An 18,093-nucleotide genomic window follows, 5' to 3' on the forward strand; every position below is an offset into this window, starting at 1 on the left:
ATCCCATAAAAATGGAAATAATCGGGTAGTCTTAAGTGAGATCCTGAAACTCAGGGCACAGTTAAAGCGTACCGAAGAAAAACGGGACACTCTGAAAAAGGCCGCGCGATACTTTACGAGGGAGCCCGACTGAAGTACCGCTTTATCAATGAACGCCGTTCTGTATGGGGTGTCATGACGATGTGTCGGGTATTGAATGCCGCCCGGGCCGGATTTTATGCATGGCTGCATAATCCGGTCTGTGCACGCGATAAAGATAGCCAGCGCCTGCTGGCTCTCATCCGCGATTCGTACGCCCTGAGCGGTGGCGTATATGGCTATCGCCGAGTCCATGGTGATCTGAGCGAAATCGGTCAAACCTACGGTAAAAATCGTGTAGGTCGCATCAATGCAACTGAACCGGATCAAAGCGGTACGTGGCTATAAAGCGCCACGCCAGATCGCAGGCAGACCTTCCGTTGTCGCCCCGAATCGTATGCAGCGTGAATTTACCGTGGTAATACCGATGTCCCCCTCTCGCGTGAACTGGCGCTGGATGCGCTGATGATGGCCGTATTGAAGCGTAAACCAGAAAGCGAGGTCATAGTATACAGCGATCAGGGTAGCCAGTACGGCAGTGACGACTGGCAGCGATTCTACCTGGCAGATATGGACTGAACGCCGAAATGGATACAGATTTTTAGCATTCCCCTGAATCGCGCCTTGCGCATAACAATCTCCTCGGACATATCGGAAGATCTCTAAAAATAAATGGCTCGGTTTACAGGGACACTTACAATTATAAATAATAAATTACAACTACGAGCATTAGTTAATTGTTAAAATTCCACTATTGATTTAATGGGCTAACAGTGGTAATGATTTCAGGCATTTAGGTTTATAAAGTATTCTTACATTACTGTCTCATGGAAGGGATCTATCATCATGATTATTGTCAGTGATCGGATTAATAGCATTCGAAATTCACATATCCGTCTTGGTACACTCGGCCCAGAAGGAACCAGTAGTGAATACGTAGCTAAAAAATTCATAAAAAATCATTTGGAAAGTAATAATACAGAATGTGAAATAAAGCTGTATGACACGTTCGAAGAAGCTAAAGAAAAACTTCTTGATGGTTCAATAAATTATATAATCTGCCCCCATGCTTATAAAAAGATAAATGATTTTTATATGCATCCCCTCATCTCTCTGATAGAGATATTCCAATGTGATACACCTATGTATGGTGTTGCCGTAAGGCAAGATTATTCTTTTGAAAACAAAGACCTTGAAGAACAGGTCATAGTGAGTCATTCAGCACCGCTGGAGTTAGTGGCCAACTACCTCGGAACAAAAACCAATTTCCATATAGTGAATTCAACCAGTAAGGCTGCTGAATTGATTGCTAATGGCAATTTCAACTTAGCTATAACAAATGAAGAAGCCTTGAAAAAATTCGACCTGAGATTTGTGCATGAGTTTAAGAAGATTTCAATGAGTTGGTCACTTTTTGGCAGAGCATGAATTCGCTACCATTTATTAACTTAAATCCTACAATAATTTTATATATAAAAACATTTTTCGCCCCGCTGATTTAATGGGAGAACAGGATTAATGAGGAATTTATTGCGATAGATATTAAAAGATAAAAAAAGTGAAAATTACTCTTTAGAAAATCGGTTTTTAAGACCATACATGAAGAAACAAAATGAAAGGTCTTGCGGGAAAAACCGTCATAGTAATAGGCGGTGCTTCAGGGATTGGTCGCACTACAGCCTTATTTTTTCTAAAATGGGTAGCAGGCCAATAACCAGATAGCACCCAGTATAAGCCCCATAGTGAGTTTCAGGCTGTTCTCCCTGAGCGTGGCAATACGACGGTGCTATCTCAACCAGGCAAAGCAGCGAATAGGCCATTGTCATCAAATAAACCGACCAGTGCATCCGTAGTCTGTTGTATGTGATGATTCATCAGTTGTTTGATTCGTTGGGTATCTTTGTCCAGCGCCGCGTCCATCAACGCCTTCGTTATCCACGTTAAAAAACAAAAGATATCTGCTTTGAAAAACGAAAGAGGTTCGCGATGAAAATATGTCGTTACGGCAATCAGGGGCAGGAAAAACCTGGCGTTTTGGATGCACATAATATCTTAAGGGACCTTTCCGGCAGAGTAAGCGATATCACCCCGGAAACGCTCCCCATCGTGTTGGATCTGCTAAAGAAAGAAGACGATATCGCCAGGCTGCCTGAAGTTAAAGGGAATCCACGGTTAGGTTCGCCACTCAACACCGTATCGAAGTTTGTCGCCATCGGCCTGAACTATCTTGATCACGCTAAAGAGGCGAATCTTGCTGCTCCTGATGAACCCGTGATCTTTTTTAAAGCACCGAGTTGTATGAGCGGACCTGACGACAATATCGTCATTCCTCCGCATTCCACAAAGCTCGACTGGGAAGCCGAGCTGGGAATCGTTATTCGCCGAGAGGCAAAACAAGTCAGTCATGATGATGCGCTGAACTATGTTGCGGGCTATTGCATTGTGAATGATATCTCTGATCGGGGTTTCCAATTCCAATCATCACAATGGGACAAAGCGAAAAGTTGCGATACCTTCGGCCCTGTCGGCCCTTATATCGTCACGCCGGATGAAGTGGGTGATCCCCAGCAGTTACAGATCTGGCTTGAGGTGAATGGGGAAAGACGGCAGGACAGCCATACTTCCCTGATGATTTTCTCCGTGGCGCACATCGTCTCCTATGTCAGCCATTACATGACGCTCAAACCCGGCGATATTATCGCAACCGGTACTCCTGCCGGTGTGGGGCTGGGGATGAAACCTGAGCCTGTCTGGCTCAAGGACGGAGACCACATCCGTATCCACATTGAAAAACTGGGATACCAGAACCAGTTGGTGACTAAACAGGCTGTCAGCCGCTGATTACCACATTGCGACCGGTGAATCATCCCGGTCGTTACTGACCGGGCATGACACGCGGTATGCTCTTCAGCGATCAGACGGTATCGGGTTGTTTCTGTGCAGAATCACCCAATGAATGCGTTAGCTTTGAGCGTTGCCAGTCAATTCGCTCAAAGAACATTATTGTCAGCCCTGCCATGAGCAGGTTAGTGACAGGAAACGCCCACCACAAACCGGACACGCCAAGCGACGTATAGTGGGATAACCCCCACGCCAGCGGGATTTGAATCAGCCACTGAGAAACCAGCGCCAGCGCCATTGTCGTCATGGTGCGCCCTGTTGCGCGAAACGCCCCGTTTAATGCCATCTGTAACCCAATTAGCCCATAACTGGGGGCTATCAGGTGGAAGAAATGCGTTCCGTGAGCAATCACCATCGGCTGGTCGGGGGCAAATGTACCGATAATATAAGGGCTAAATACGACCCCTATCAGGCCAATGACAGTCAGTATCAGAAATGAAATAGCGCCACTGAGTCGACCAATCGCCCGCGCACGTTCAGATTGTCCGGCACCGACATTTTGTCCTACCAGCGTCGCGGTGGCGATTGACATCCCTATCGCTGGCACAATGACCAGCGCATTGATATTAATCACCACACCGTACGCGGCCGTCACGTCGGTGCCCAGCCCGGTAACCAGTGTCATCATACCGCTCGCCCCCAAGGCGTGCGCGCAGAGTTCAATGGATGCTGGCATGCCAAGACGAGCGACGGATTTCACCATGTCCATTTTGGGTTTCATCGCACGGAAATAGATCTTAAGGCCAACACGACCAAAGCGTAATACCAGTAACCCCGCGACCATCGCAATGCCCTGATTAATCAGCGTGGCGATCGCCGCCCCGGCTACGCCAAAGGCAGGAATAATGCCGTAACCGAAGATCAATAGCGGATCCATGATGGCGTTGAGAATCAGCGTACCCAGTGTAATCAACAATGGAATACGCACCTCGCCAGCGCCTCTCATCAACGACTGCAACATAGAGAAACCAAAGGTAAATATGATGCCGCTGATGATGACACGCAAAAAACTGAGCGCGTAGGGGAACACCTCATTCTGCGCACCCAGCGCGCGTAACAGCCAGGGGGCGAGGAAATACCCCGCCACCGCAATAGGTATGGAAAACAGTATCGACAGCGTAAACACCTGGGCGGCAATATCGTTTGCCCGTTGATACAAGCGAGCGCCGATACACTGTGCCACCAGTGTTGTGCCCGCCACACTCAGCCCAATACCTAAAGCAAAAGCCAGAAAGATGATGGGCTGACTCACCGATATCGCCGCCACGGCTTTGTCACCCAAACGCCCGACCCAGAATGCATCAATCATGATGTATCCTGACTGTAAAAGATTGGCAAAAATAACCGGCACACCTATTTTTGCCAGTGAGCGTAATATCGAGCCTTGTAATAAGGCATTTGATTTTTCATTAGCGATTTCAGGTGACAAGAGTTGATCCCTTAATGTCCGTAGTAATGGGAAACCGACCGTGATGAAAACAGTGAATATCGATGAGCTTTCCCATCACACTGTTTCAGTGCGGTGGAATGTTACATCGCCTTCGATTCCGTGCATCCCTTAAATACAAGGAGTTTACCGAGTAACTCCTGTCGTATTTTATTGTCATGACCTATTGTAAAAATATGAATACTCATCATGGCTCTGTCTGGCCTGGCTGGAGAAATGTCGATATCAATAATCTTTGCTTTTATTCGCAAGAGATCACCCGGCCGGGTAGGCCGAAGCCAGGTAATATTTTCCACCCCTTTGCCGATAATGCCATGAGCCAGCGGTAAACACCTCACCAGCAGATTCATGGTAATACTTACCGTATGCCAGCCGCTCGCCGCCAGCCCCCTGAAGATAGACTCTTTTGCCAGTTTATCGTCCATGTGGAAAGACTGCGGATCATACCGGGTTGAAAACTCTATGATTTCCTCGGCACTGACATAATACTCCGAACTATAAAAAACCAGGCCGACCTTAAGGTCATCCATGTACAGTTTTGGTAACGCCGTATCCCCTATATCATTCTCTATTGAGTATGCATCTGCCGAATTGACATAATCGCTTGAGTAGTTTTCATCTTGCATATTCACGAGCCTCCCTTCCTGACATGAACATATCCGCTTCATGCTAACAGTGATTTATTCCCATACACTGCGCGCCCTATAAGCAACCATCGGTGAAAATAAGAGATATCTATCCATCGCCGTCAGATTTCAGGATGCTGCCCTTCATGAAATCCGAACGACTCCAGGTGTTAGTTTTCTATGAAAAAGCCATCCATGACGATTTATTTTGGCCTTTTCTCATACGAAAGTTTGTAAACAACTCCTGATTATCGAAAGACAAATAAACGTTATAACGAAATACCTCTTCAAACGTTAAACCAGGTGGATACCTATAACTGTGTCCAGGATAAATACGAACCGTTCCAGGTAAAATAGCCTTCAGGCGTTCAAGACTCGAAAATAGGTGCGCCGCATCATCATGATTGGCACACAGTCCGCACCCTTCAATAAACAACGTGTCCCCGGTAAAGAGATGCGGGCCTATCCAATAACAGACACTCCCTGGCGTATGGCCCGGCGTTATTATCGGGCGAACCAGCATTCCCGCGACATGCCAGGCCTGTTCATCAAACCAGCGTGCCGCTGGCGTACTGAAACCGGAACACGCTGCCTCCTTGCGCGACAGCCATACCGGGCAGCCATGTTTCTCTGCCAGGCACCCGGCGAGATCAATATGATCAGGATGAGCATGGGTTATCAATATTCCTGCCAGTTGCGCATTCGCCGTGCGAAGTGCCGTTTCCAGCCGGTCTATTTCCCATGCTGGATCAACCAGCAATGCCTGCCCTGTGCCACGATTAAGCACCATATAGTTGTTATTAATAAAGCGGCCACGACGCACCTTTATCGTCGTTACCGCTATATCGGCTGATGACATCGTATACGCTGACGACACCCTCTTATTTTCCAACCACATAGCACTTACTCCACACCATCACTGGTCAAATTCATCCCTTATCACACCACCAGCGCAACCAGAGATCGCGATTTCACAGTAACCCCCAGCACTGCAATTCGGATATCGTGTTCTCCACCCCGCGCTCCTGGCGAATTTGTTGTCCAAGTGCCTTGGCTCGCTCCCTGACGGCGGAAGAAAAACTCCGGTTAAATGCCTGCGCGATGTCATCTTCACCAGACCGTTTCAGATCAAGACTGCCGCCACTGCCGCCCAGCGCCTCCAGCCGCCACGCCCAATAAAACTGGTCGTAAATAAACGGCATAATCACCTGAGGTGTTCCGGCCCTTAGCGCCGCCGCCACCGTCCCACTGCCACCGTGATGGAAAACGGTTCTTACCCGGGGGAATAACCATTCATGCGATACGTGCTCGACACAAATAACCCCTGGCAGACTGGCCGCGACAATCATGTCTGTGTCGATAGCCCCGCCACCGCTCATAATGACGGCCCGCACGCCTAACCGTTTAATGACATTGATGATTTTCTTTGTCAGCCCTTCGGGATCGGTACTTTTCATGCTGCCAAACCCGATATAGACCGGCGGTGCGCCCTCGGCGATAAACTGCTCCAACGTCGGCGATATCGACGACATTGACTGGACAGCGCCAAACCAACTGCCGGTTATCTTAACGGTCTCTTCAGGCCATTCTGGCGGCCGTGGCACCACATGCGGACTAAACGCATAGATAACCTTTCTGGCCTGATTGCTTTTATCAAACCAGGGGCCGAACCAGCTCCATGTCGGCAAACCAAGATGCGTGCGACAGGCACTGAAAGACTTCGCCACAAAACGCCACATGATGATGCGCAGCAACTTCCATACCGCGAGATTAATCGGCCCCGGTAACCTGATTATTTTTTTCAGGAAAAACGGCGGAATAGAACGCGATGGCGTCAATGGCGCAAAGTAAACGGTCACGACAGGAATATCGAGTTTCTCACCGATGGATACGGCCAACGGTACCGCCTGGTTAGCGGCGATAATCAGGCGACTATGCGTGGCGGCCTTAATAGCCTGCTCGACCCACAGCGACATCAGTTGGTCAACGACCCCCGACATTTTTTTCGCGTTCTTATACGACGATTCACCATCCATCAGCTCTTGTTCAATCTTTCTGGCCTCTGGGAGATCAAGACTCCATGTGTGATATCCCAGCCCTTCATCGGTAACGATTTTCTCATTTCGTTCCCCCGACATGATGGAGCACTCGTGCCCCATCTGTTGAAGTTTCTTACCCAGAACGATAAACGGCCGTATATCTCCCATTGAGCCGGCGGTAAAAATAGATATTTTCATCTATTGCACACCTCGCAATCGTAATATTTCAGCACTCGTTCCACTTATTGCCTCGGATACTCAGTCTTTGTGGATAATGACGTTCAGATTCTCAAAACCATGTAAAAAGTTTGAGTAATTGCGCTCAGGCTCTTCCAGTACCTCTATTCTGGAAAAACGCTTGAGAATCTCTTCCCAGACAATCGTCAGTTGCATTTCGGCCAGTCGGCTACCGATACAGGTATGAATACCTACGCCAAAGGAGAGGTGTCTGCGCGAGCGTTCACGGTCAATGCTGAAGACATCCGGCTCATCAATCACCGAACCATCGCGGTTACCGGACGCATACCACATCACCACACGGTCGCCTGCTTTGATGGTTTTGCCATTAAGCTCAACGTCACGGTTAGCCACACGGCTCATAAAATTGACCGGCGGGTAAAAACGCAGTGTTTCCGACACCATCGGCATCACCAGTTTGGGGTCAGTCTTGAGTTTGGCAAACTCCTGCGGGTATTTATTGAGCAGGTACAGGCTGCTTGAAATGGTATTACGCGTCGTATCGTTACCACCGATAATCAGCAGCACGATGGTGCCGCGGTACTGCTCCAGGGTCATATCGCAGGTGTCGGGATGATGCGCCAATACGGAGATCAGGTCATAACCGGGCGGTGCATTACGGCGTTTTTCCCACAGTTCTTCAAACACCTGATAGCACTTCACTGTTTCTTGCGCTTTTTGCTCCCAGCTGGTGACCGGGCCATGTCCCGGTTCGAACATCAGCACGTCAGACCAATAGGTCAGTTTACGGCGATCCTCAAAAGGGAAATCGAGCAGCGTTGCCAGTACGGTGGCCGTCATCTCTTTAGAGACCCTGTCCACCCAGTCAAAGGGCTCGCCAATCGGCAGGCTATCGAGAATCATGCCAGCACGTTCGCGCATTACCGGTGCCATTTTCGACAGACTGGAGGGCGCGACCGCCGGGGTTGCTGCCTTGCGGTGTTTAGTGTGCTCAGGGGGGTCCATCGTAATGAAACCCACGTTCTTGCGACGTTCATGACCCAATGCTTGCAGCGCGGTTTCCAGTCGGTCTTTCTCTTCGAGCGTTTTCAGATCGATATTCTGCGTGGAAGTGAAATCGCGATGATTGCTACCTACCGTGCGGATGTCATCCCACAGGGTGACCGACCAGTAAGGCCCAAACTCACTTTCCGGCGTGAAATGTACCGGGTCTTCACGCCGCAGACGCTCAAACACCGGCAGTTCTGTTCCATTTACAAAGCGATCCCGGCGTGCAGGATTAATTTTATCCAATGGGATCGCATTCACATCCTCAACCACATCCTGTAATTGTTTCGTCATTTTCATCCACTCATTCCCTTGTTGTAAGCGTGCGACCGCACCATCCACGTCTGCATCGACAGCGCGATAGCCAGGTTGCCGAAGGTGCCAACCCTGCGCCTTCGGCAACCCGGGGGCGAGCCCCGCTATGCGTTTACCCACCGTTCACCGTAGCGATTTTGGCGCTATCGACCTGCACATCGGCCTGCACAGACTGCGCAAACTGGAGCCACTCGCGCGCCAGTTCAGTCACATGCGGTGCCTTCAACACCGTAAAGTGCTGTGCTGGCCCGGCGATGGTTTCCAGTTTATCTATCCAGTAAGCCCATCCAGCCGCATCGTCATGTCGACGCTGACTATCCGCATCAGGCTGTTTCCAGGGGTCACGCACCTGAATCAGGTTCACCGGACCGTGGTAACGCGCGGTCGGTCGATACTGCGTTTGTCTGGCGGCATAAAAGGTTTGCCACGGACCTTGCAGTAACCGGGGCGACGAGTTGGACGGGATTTTCCCTGCACGACTCAGGTGTTGATGTACGGCCGACAACATCTGCTCAATGTCATGACGGGCATAAAGCGATTCGTCTATTTCCAGCGCCATCTCCAGCGTGAATCCGATACTCTCAACATACTCGCGCATACAGGCGCCCAGGCTCGGCGTCGCTGATGATGCCTGACGGCCCAGGGGGGCTTCGGAGTCGATAATCGTCAACGACGCCACCACACCGCCTTGTGCCTCCAGCCGACTCGCCATGTCGAACGCCACCTGCCCACCAAAAGAGTGCCCCAGCAGATGAATCGGTGTCTTCTCACCGATACCTGCCTGATGAAGCGCCATAAGGTTACGCACCGCCGCCGCTTCCACTGAGGGATCCGGTTCGCCGACGCCATCCACCCCTTTCGGCATTAACCCATAGACCGTCTGTTGTTGAGGCAACGCCTGTATGAAAGGCAGGAAATCCGTCACGCTCGCCCCCGCCCCAGGCACACAAAACAGCGGGATGCTGGTGCTATCGCCCTTCTGTAAGGTGATAAGTGGCTTGAAATCATCAGCCGCCATGCCCACCACCGGTGAGCCTGCCACACGTGCAGCTACCCCCACCGGTTTTGCCAGATCGGGCGTCGTCAGTTGATGAATCGATGCGTTCGGATTGGCGACCACAGCCTCTAACGTCGCGAGATAACCAGCGACCATGCGCTCGGCAGTCTCACGACGGAACAGGTCGGTGGCATACTCCATAATGCCCCCCAGTCCCAGCGGTTCCCCCGTATCGCTGTATTCTTCATACAGCGTGAAATAGAGATCCCACTTGGCATGCCCGCTGTGTACGGGATAAAGCCGCGCTTTCAACCCAGGAACGTTGAGGGTTTCCGAGGGTGCGTTTTGTAGGATCATCATGGTCTGGTACAGCGGGTAGTGAGACAACGGACGCTCCGGCAGTAGCTCGCTGACCAGTTTCAGGTAAGGAATATCCTGATGTCCATACGAACTGAGTGCCTGTGTGCGCACCCGTGCGAGCACCTCATTGACGGTGGGGTCACCGGAAGTATCAACACGCATCACCCACTGCGTCAGGAAGCACCCCACCAGGTTATGTAGCGCTTCGTCGCTGCGACCGGCTGAAATCGCACCCAGCGGAATATCGGTGCCTGCACCAAGCTGGGTGTAATAGATGCCGAGAGCCGCCTGCAATACCATCGACAGCGTCATGTTGCGCTCATGAGCCAGCTCGCTCAGCCGCTGGTGCAAGTCGACATTGACCTGCAACGGCACCAATTCGCCACGATAGCTGGGTTTAGCCGGGCGTGGGTAGTCTTGCGGCAGCGCCAGCGTTTGCGGTACCCCTGCAAGGGTGATTTTCCAATACGCCAGTTGTTCCGCATACAGGCTGTTCGCATCGGCAGGGTCACCCAGCAGCTCGCGGTGCCACACCGCATAGTCAGCATACTGCACCGGCAGCGGCGTAAACTGCGGTGCATGACCGGCGACACGCGCCTTGTAGGCCAGGGTGAGATCCCGCGTCAGCGGTGCCAGTGAAAAGGCGTCACAGGCAATATGGTGAAATAACATCACCAGAATGTGTTTTTGCGGCCCAACCCGCAGTATTGACGGACGGAACGGCAAATCTGTCGACAGGTCGAATAACGAGGTAATCGCCGTAGACACCGCCTGGGGTACCTGCTCGGCTTCCACTTGCGTGTACGGGACATCGATATGCACATTAGCAAAGGGCTCGATGACCTGAACCGACTGGTCGTCCACCACCGCAAACCGGGTGCGCAGCGGTTCATGCCGTTCCACCAGGTCGTACAACGCGGCCGTTAACGCAACCACATCCAGCTCGCCTTCAAGCGAGACCACAATCGGCGTATTGAGTGATGAACCGCCACGGACAGTATGCCCCACCCACATCAGCTGTTGGCTGTAAGAGATGGGCAGCGGATCCGGTCGCGGTTCTACGCGGGTCAACGGTTTGCGCACTTTGACGTGCTCATCAAGCTGTTTCGCCAGTTTCTCGACCGTCGGGTTCTCAAACAGTAACCGCACCGGCAGCTCAATCCCCAATCGACCACGGATACGGGCGATTAATCCGGTAGCCAGAATGGAGTGCCCACCCATCGCGAAGAAGTCATCGTCAATGCCGATTTGCGGCTGCTGGAGTAATTCGGCATACAGTTCGCACAGCACCGTTTCACGTGCATTACGCGGTGCCCGATAGACCGCGGTATCGCTAACTTCCACCGCAGGCAGCGCTTTGCGGTCCACCTTCCCGTTAGCCGTCAGTGGGAACTGTGACAGTGTGACAATCCGTGAAGGCACCATGTAATCAGGCACGCGTTGACCAAGATAATCCTGCACCGCTGATTCAGAGAATGTCGATGCTGCCGCAGCCAACCCTTCCCCTACGACGTAAGCCACCAGCCGTTTGCCGCTGCCATTATCCACCGCCAATACCAGGGCTTTCTCAACGAGTGGATGCTCTACCAGACGCGCTTCTATCTCGCCCAGTTCGATACGAAAACCGCGCAACTTGACCTGCTGATCGTTACGCCCGATAAACAGCACATTACCGTCGTCCTGATAACGCACCAGATCGCCGGTACGATACAGCCGGGCGTGTGGGTCATCGACAAACGGATCAGCGATGAAACGCTCGTCGGTCAAATCCTGCCGGTTCAGATAACCGAGTGCAACGCCATCCCCACCGATATACAGCTCGCCGACTGCACCGACTGGCACCGGATGCTGGTGTTTATCCAGCACATAGAGCCGGGTATTGCCGATAGGCCGCCCGATAGGAATGCTACTGGTGGTATCCGTCAGCTCATTGATCGGGTAGGTGGTGGCGAAGGTGGTGGTTTCCGTCGGGCCGTAGCCATTGACCAGTTTCACAGACGGAACCGCGCGCCGTACCTGTGCGATGATGTTGGGATCCAGCGCATCGCCACCGATAAACAGCGCGGAGAACTGTGCAAGAACCGGCGTCAGTTCGGTATAAAGCTGATTGAACAGCCCCACCGTCAGCCACATTTGGCTCACACGCTGAGCATGCAATGTGCGCACCAACCGGGCTGGGGTAAGCAGGGTATCCTGATCGATAACCACACAGGTGCCGCCATTGAGCAGCGGCCCCCATATTTCCAGTGTGCTGGCGTCAAAGGCGGTATTGGCTGCCAGCGCCATACGATCGCCTGGTGCAAACACACCAACGCCGCTGTTTATCACCAGCCGATTGATGGCGTAATGCGGCACCATCACCCCTTTGGGTATCCCGGTGGAGCCGGAGGTGTAAATGATATAGGCTGGGGCGTTGGCAGAAACCTGCACCGTCACCTCGTCATCACTCGCCTGCATCACTTCGTCACTGTTGATATCAATGACGGTGCCATCGATAGCGGGCACGAAGGCATCCGTCGCCAGCGCCTGATGCGCATCGCTTATCAAAAACCGGGCGGCGCAATCCTCAATAACCCACCGCACACGCTCTTGCGGTGCCTGCGGATCCAGCGGCACGTAAGTCGCCCCCACCTTGAGTATGCCAATCGTTGCCGCCAGCAAGGCGCTGCCACGCGGCAGCAACAACGCCACCACGTCACCGGGTTTTACACCACGGGCAACCAGCACCTGCGCCAGTCGGTTAGCACACTGATTGAGGCTGCAATAGCTAATCTGTGCGTCACCTTCGATGACCGCTATCGCATGTGGACTGTGCGCTACCTGCTGCTCGAACAGACGATGAACCGGCGTATTCGCCGGATACGGTACCGTCGTGGCATTCCAGTCAACCAGCAGTTGGGTGCGTTCGTCAGGCGGGAGAATATCCAGCGCATGCATCGGTGTTGCTGGGGCATTATCCAGCGCATCCGCCAGGCTTTTCATCGCCTGCTGGAAATACCCTGCAATCCGTTGTGCCGACAACGATGGTGCAGCCAGCACGCTCATACGCAGCGTTTCGCCAAAATCGTCCACCGATACGGTCAGCGGATAGTCGGTATGCTCCTCAAAACCGTGCCATTCCACCTCATCACGCTCACCAGTGGTATCCACGCTTTCGTCTTCAGACTGCTGGTTATGACGGTAGTTGAATAACACGTTGAACAACGGGGTTGGCGGTGCAATCCCGCTACAGCGCTGAGCCAGACTGAGCGAGGCGTGTTCATGACCCAGTAATGCCGCCAGACGTTTGTGCGTTTGACGCACACTCTCTTCCACGCCCACGTTGCCCAAATCAAGACGGATCGGCAGCGTGTTAATGAACGGCCCCATGATCTGGTCCGCTCCTTCCCCGGCTTGTAAACGGCCAAGCAGGATAGTGCCGAACACGACGGTATCGCTGTCGCTGGCGCGTGCCATCACCTGTCCCCACACCAGATGGCAGAGGCTGCCCATACTGACGCCAAGGCGGCGCGCCTGCGCACGCAAACGTGCGACGACACCCGGCTCGACATTCTGGCGTAGCTCCGCCACCCCAGTGTTATCCGCCGTGCCGGTCGACATGCCGAATGCCAGCGTCGGTTCCTCAATATCACCCAGCATCTGCTGGAAGAATTGCTCGTGCTCCGCCTGCGTCGTCCCATTGCGCACACTGGCAATTAACCGGCGGAACGGTTGCGGTGCTGGCAATGACTGACCTTGCCCCATCAGGAAGGCGCGAATATCACGAATCATGATCTGCAACGAGGCGATATCGTCGATCAGGTGATGCAACAGCATCAACATCTCAAAACGCCCGCTTTGTGGGTCATGCGCGGTATACAAACTCAGCAACGGTGCCCGGGTCAGGTCAATACGGTAGTGCGCGGGGTTATAGCGCTCCACCAATTGCGCCATGATGGGGCCATTGGCTGGATCAAGCTCAATTTCCGTCACCTGCACCGGCGCATGACGCAGCACGACCTGCGCGGTACGCGATACCCCGTGCGAGAAAAAAGCGGTACGCAAAATGTCGTGCCGATCCACGGTCTGTTGAACCGCCTCGATATAGCGCGTCATCACCTCTCGGTTAGCCAACGAAATGCGGGCAAACTGCAGGTACGGGTCCCCTTTTTCGCTCAGTTGGTGCAAAAAGAGGATCCCTTCCTGTAACGGCGTCAATGCATAGATATCCTGCACATTCGCCACGCCACCCGGCACATTGGCCACAATATGCGCAATATCCTCCTGGGTCAGCTCGATCAACGGCAACATATCTGGCGTCAGGTGGGTCGTCTGCGGCGTGATCAGGTTCGCCGGCACCCTTGAACCCCCACTCCCGTCTTGCGAGGAGAGCGCTCTTCCCTGGCGCAGGGCGTCAACGAGAGCCGCTTTGTGCTCCCGCAACGCCGCTTTGATATCAGGGGTCAACGACCCCTTTGCTGCCTTGATGACCAGTGCATCACCGTCAAGTGATAAGGCGATGTTGGCCTGATCCAGTATCTGCAACATGTCATCAAAATCGGTCATAATCTCATCTCGTCGAGTTCAATGGTACGAGCGGACAGTTCCGCCAACGTCGGGCTATCGAACAGGGCACGGATTTCCGTGCTCAAATCGCGCTGGCGCAGGTGTTCCATCAGTTGCACCGCCAACAACGAATGCCCACCCAACTCAAAGAAGTTGTCGTGACGACCGATGCGTTCGACACCCAGCAGTTCCTGCCACAGTTCCGCCATCGCGATTTCAATGTCACCCTGCGGGGCTTCATAAGCGCGACGGGAGAACGACGAGTCATCCGGCTGCGGTAACGCTTTGCGATCGAGCTTGCCATTGGCGGTCAGCGGCAGTTGTTCCAGCGTGACGAAGGCCGCAGGCACCATGTATTCCGGCAACTGTGCTGCCAGGCTGCTACGCCACTGGGCAATATGCTCAGAGGTGCTTAACCCATCAGCCTGACCTTCTGCACTCAGCACCACGTAGGCCACCAGACGCAGATCACCCTGGGCATCCGCACGGGCCACGACGACAGCATCACCGATAGACGGCTGTTTGAGCAGTTCCGCGTCAATTTCGCCCAATTCGATACGGAAACCGCGAATCTTGACCTGGTTATCGTTACGACCCAGGTACTCGATATCGCCGTCCGACAGATAACGCGCGATGTCACCGGTACGGTACATCCGCGCATCGGCGTTGCTGGCAAACGGGTCGTGCACGAAGCGTTCCGCCGTCAGGTCAGGACGGTTAAGGTATCCACGTGCGACACCGACCCCACCGATATACAGCTCGCCTACGACGCCACGCGGTACCGGACGCAGGTGCTGGTCCAGCAAATAGATACGCAGGTTAGCGATAGGACGACCAATCGGTACGGTGGCGGTTTCAGGCAAGTTTTTCGGACAGGTCCACGCCGTCACGTCGATCGCCGCTTCGGTCGGTCCGTACAGGTTATGTACCGCCGTGTCCGGCAGCAGTTTGTAGCAACGAGCCACACTGGCGGAACTGAGTGCCTCACCGCTGCACACAATACGGCGCAGTGAGCGGCAGGCCGCCACGCTGTCGTTTGCCAGGAACAGGTTCAGCATCGACGGCACAAAGTGCATGGTGGTGATGTTGTTGGCCTGAATCACCTCAGCCAGCGCCTGGGTGTCTTTGTGCGCGCCCGGAGGTGCCATGACCAGCGTTGCACCAACGGAAAGCGGCCAGAAGAACTCCCATACCGACACGTCAAAGCTGAAGGTGGTTTTTTGCAATACGGCATCGCTGCTATCGAGTTGATAGGCGTCTTGCATCCACTGCAAGCGGTTGATCAGACCACGGTGTTCGTTTTCTACGCCTTTCGGTTTACCGGTTGAGCCGGAGGTGTAAATCACGTAGGCGAGATTGCGCGATGTCAGGCCCAATTCAGCAGGCGACAGCGACTCCTTCGACAACGCAGAATCAGCCAAAGACGTGGCATCCAACTCCAGCGTAATGATACCGGAGGTATCAAGCTCAGCGGTCACTTCACGACCACGTTTGTCTAGCAGCAACAGTTTCGGCGCGGAATCCTGCAAAATGTAGGACAGACGTTCCTGCGGGTAATCGGGGTCAAGCGGTACATACGCACCACCGGCTTTGATAATCCCCATCAGGCCTACGACCATCTCGATGCTGCGGTCCAGACAAATTGCTACGCGGTCATCGGGTTTCACCCCTTGCTGGTGCAAATGGTGCGCCAGTTGGTTAGACAGGGCGTTCAGCTCGGCATAGCTCAGTTCACGGTCGCCAAAGCGCAGCGCCGTCGCCGAGGGAGTCCGTTTCACCTGCTCTTCAAACATCTGGTGGGTATAGGCAAACGCCGGGTAAACCTTGTCGGTGTTATTCCACTCTTTCAACAGCAAATTGCGTTCTGCAGCCGGCAAAATATCAATCTGCTGCATCGGCGTAGTGGGCGCGTTATCCAGTGCTGTTGAGATATTTTCAAGCGCTTGTTGCGTGTAAGCGAACAGCAGTTCCGGGTCCAGCGACTCCACCACCTGAATATTCAGGCCCAGCGCGTTGCCGTAGTCATCCACCGACAGCGTGATCGGGTAGGTGGTGCGCTCTTCAAACCCATCCCACTGATCGGCTTCCGGCACCACGAAATCCAGCGAATTGCTTTCCGACTCACGGTTATGGCGATAGTTAAACAAGGTGTTGAACAGCGGAGTAGAGCTGTTCACGCCACTGCAACGCAGTGCCAGCGCCAGCGAGGCATGCTCGTGGCTCAGCAATTCCGCCAGACGTTTGTGGGTGGTACGCACGCTTTCCTCAACGCTGGCACCTTGCATATCCAGGCGGATAGGCAGCGTGTTAATGAATGGCCCCATGATCTGGTCCGCGCCATCACCGGCATGCATACGGCCAAACAGGATAGTCCCGAAGACCACCGAATCCTGACCGCTAACGCAGGACAACACTTGTCCCCAGGCCAGATGGCAGATACTGCCGAGGCTGACCCCCAGACGACGTGCATGCGCACGCAGGCTGTCGTTCAAACGCTGGGGTACCTTGCGGTTAACTTCGACTATCTCGAAGTCATCCAGCATGTTGACCAGGCCGTAAGGTGCGGTAGGTTCATCAATGTCACCCAGCGTCGAGCGGAAATACCGTTCATGTTCCTGCGGGCTCTTGCCAAGCCGCACCTGTGCAATCAGGCGGCGAAACGGCTGCGCCGGGGGCAGCGTGTGACCACGGCCCGCCAGGAAGGTATGAATCTCGGCGGACAAAATCAGCACGGAGGTAATGTCATCGATCAGGTGATGCAATACACGGAACATTTCCCAGCGGTCGTTACGCTTGTCATAGGCGACAAACGCGTGCAACAACGGCGGTTTAGCCAGATCGATGCTGTAGTGTGAGGGGTCAAAGCGTTCGGCCAGTTGTTCGGCGATCGGACCATTGGCGGGATCCAACTCCACATCCAGCACATGCAGTGTCGCCTGACGCTGAACCACCTGGCACGGTGTCGATACCCCTTCCCAGTAAAAACCGGTACGCATGATATCGTGGCGATCGACAACCTTTTGCACCGCAGCAAGATAGTTGTCGACTTTTTCACGGCTATCAAACGTCATCTGCCCGGTTTGCAGGTACGGGTCGCCTTTGCTGGCCAGCATGTGATGGAACAGGATCCCTTCCTGCAACGGTGCCAGCGAGTAGATATCCTGAATGTTACTCACACCGCCGGGTACCTGTGCCACCACGTGGTCGATATCTTTTTGGGTCAAGTCGATAAGCGGCAGCAGTTCAGGGGTAATCGCCGTGGTTTGCGGTGTAATTTTGTTTTCAGGAACCACCACTTCAAACGCGTTTGACAGGCGTTTCCCATTACGCAGCGCATGCACCATAGTGGCTTTGTGCTCGCGTAACGCACTCTTAATCTCGCTGGTGAGCGCACCTTTGGCTGAGGTAATAACCAGGTCCTCGTTATCCAGCGATATCGAGATCTTTGCCTCTTCCAGGGTCACCAGTAATTGTTCGAAATCGCTCATTTTTTATCCTCCGTGATCATAACGTGTAGTCGATGGTGCTTGACGTAATGCA

The 18,093-nt window shown here is 53.3% G+C and carries 9 protein-coding genes and 1 pseudogene; 3 read left to right on the plus strand and 7 right to left on the minus strand.

From position 1 onward, the window contains the following. Nucleotides 1–34: 34 nt before the first annotated feature. From LF929_RS13435 to LF929_RS13445, 3 genes and pseudogenes are all read left to right on the plus strand, one after another. Nucleotides 35–648 (plus strand): annotated as a pseudogene (locus LF929_RS13435) (IS3 family transposase); the annotation flags it as partial. 276 nt (nucleotides 649–924) lie between these two features. Continuing rightward, on the plus strand, nucleotides 925–1,506 hold the full coding sequence (locus tag LF929_RS13440; protein ID WP_038907511.1) for a hypothetical protein: 582 nt from the start codon (nucleotides 925–927) through the stop codon (nucleotides 1,504–1,506). Nucleotides 1,507–2,064: 558 nt separating this feature from the next. Then, the gene (locus LF929_RS13445; RefSeq protein WP_210175402.1) at nucleotides 2,065–2,919 is read left to right on the plus strand and encodes a fumarylacetoacetate hydrolase family protein; all 855 of its coding nucleotides are present in this window, start codon (nucleotides 2,065–2,067) and stop codon (nucleotides 2,917–2,919) included. A 73-nt stretch (nucleotides 2,920–2,992) separates the two neighbouring features. Here LF929_RS13445 and solL read toward each other — a convergent pair whose 3' ends face one another. From solL to solG, 7 genes are all read right to left on the minus strand, one after another. Then, complete coding sequence (solL, locus tag LF929_RS13450) at nucleotides 2,993–4,408, minus strand: solanimycin export family MATE transporter SolL (RefSeq protein WP_264085003.1); 1,416 nt, start codon at nucleotides 4,406–4,408, stop codon at nucleotides 2,993–2,995. Nucleotides 4,409–4,509: 101 nt separating this feature from the next. Then, complete coding sequence (locus LF929_RS13455; RefSeq protein WP_226093132.1) at nucleotides 4,510–5,052, minus strand: MaoC/PaaZ C-terminal domain-containing protein; 543 nt, start codon at nucleotides 5,050–5,052, stop codon at nucleotides 4,510–4,512. A 178-nt stretch (nucleotides 5,053–5,230) separates the two neighbouring features. Next, on the minus strand, nucleotides 5,231–5,950 hold the full coding sequence (gene solJ, locus LF929_RS13460; protein ID WP_226093122.1) for a solanimycin biosynthesis MBL-fold hydrolase SolJ: 720 nt from the start codon (nucleotides 5,948–5,950) through the stop codon (nucleotides 5,231–5,233). A gap of 73 nt (nucleotides 5,951–6,023) precedes the next feature. Further along, nucleotides 6,024–7,289, minus strand: coding sequence for a glycosyltransferase (locus LF929_RS13465; RefSeq protein WP_038907508.1), 1,266 nt, complete (start codon nucleotides 7,287–7,289; stop codon nucleotides 6,024–6,026). A gap of 60 nt (nucleotides 7,290–7,349) precedes the next feature. Further along, nucleotides 7,350–8,636, minus strand: coding sequence for a solanimycin biosynthesis cytochrome P450 SolI (solI, locus tag LF929_RS13470; RefSeq protein WP_226093121.1), 1,287 nt, complete (start codon nucleotides 8,634–8,636; stop codon nucleotides 7,350–7,352). Nucleotides 8,637–8,763: 127 nt separating this feature from the next. Further along, nucleotides 8,764–14,553 carry a non-ribosomal peptide synthetase gene (locus tag LF929_RS13475; RefSeq protein WP_226093120.1) on the minus strand — a complete coding sequence of 1,930 codons (5,790 nt, stop codon included), beginning with the start codon at nucleotides 14,551–14,553 and terminating at the stop codon, nucleotides 8,764–8,766. Next, nucleotides 14,550–18,041 (minus strand): solanimycin non-ribosomal peptide synthetase SolG, encoded by a 3,492-nt coding sequence (gene solG / locus LF929_RS13480; RefSeq protein WP_038903910.1) that lies wholly within the window; start codon nucleotides 18,039–18,041, stop codon nucleotides 14,550–14,552. The genes LF929_RS13475 and solG overlap by 4 nt, the downstream gene beginning before the upstream one ends. Between the last annotated feature and the right edge of the window lie 52 nt (nucleotides 18,042–18,093).

This window comes from Dickeya oryzae (assembly GCF_020406815.2).
Classification (GTDB): domain Bacteria; phylum Pseudomonadota; class Gammaproteobacteria; order Enterobacterales; family Enterobacteriaceae; genus Dickeya; species Dickeya oryzae.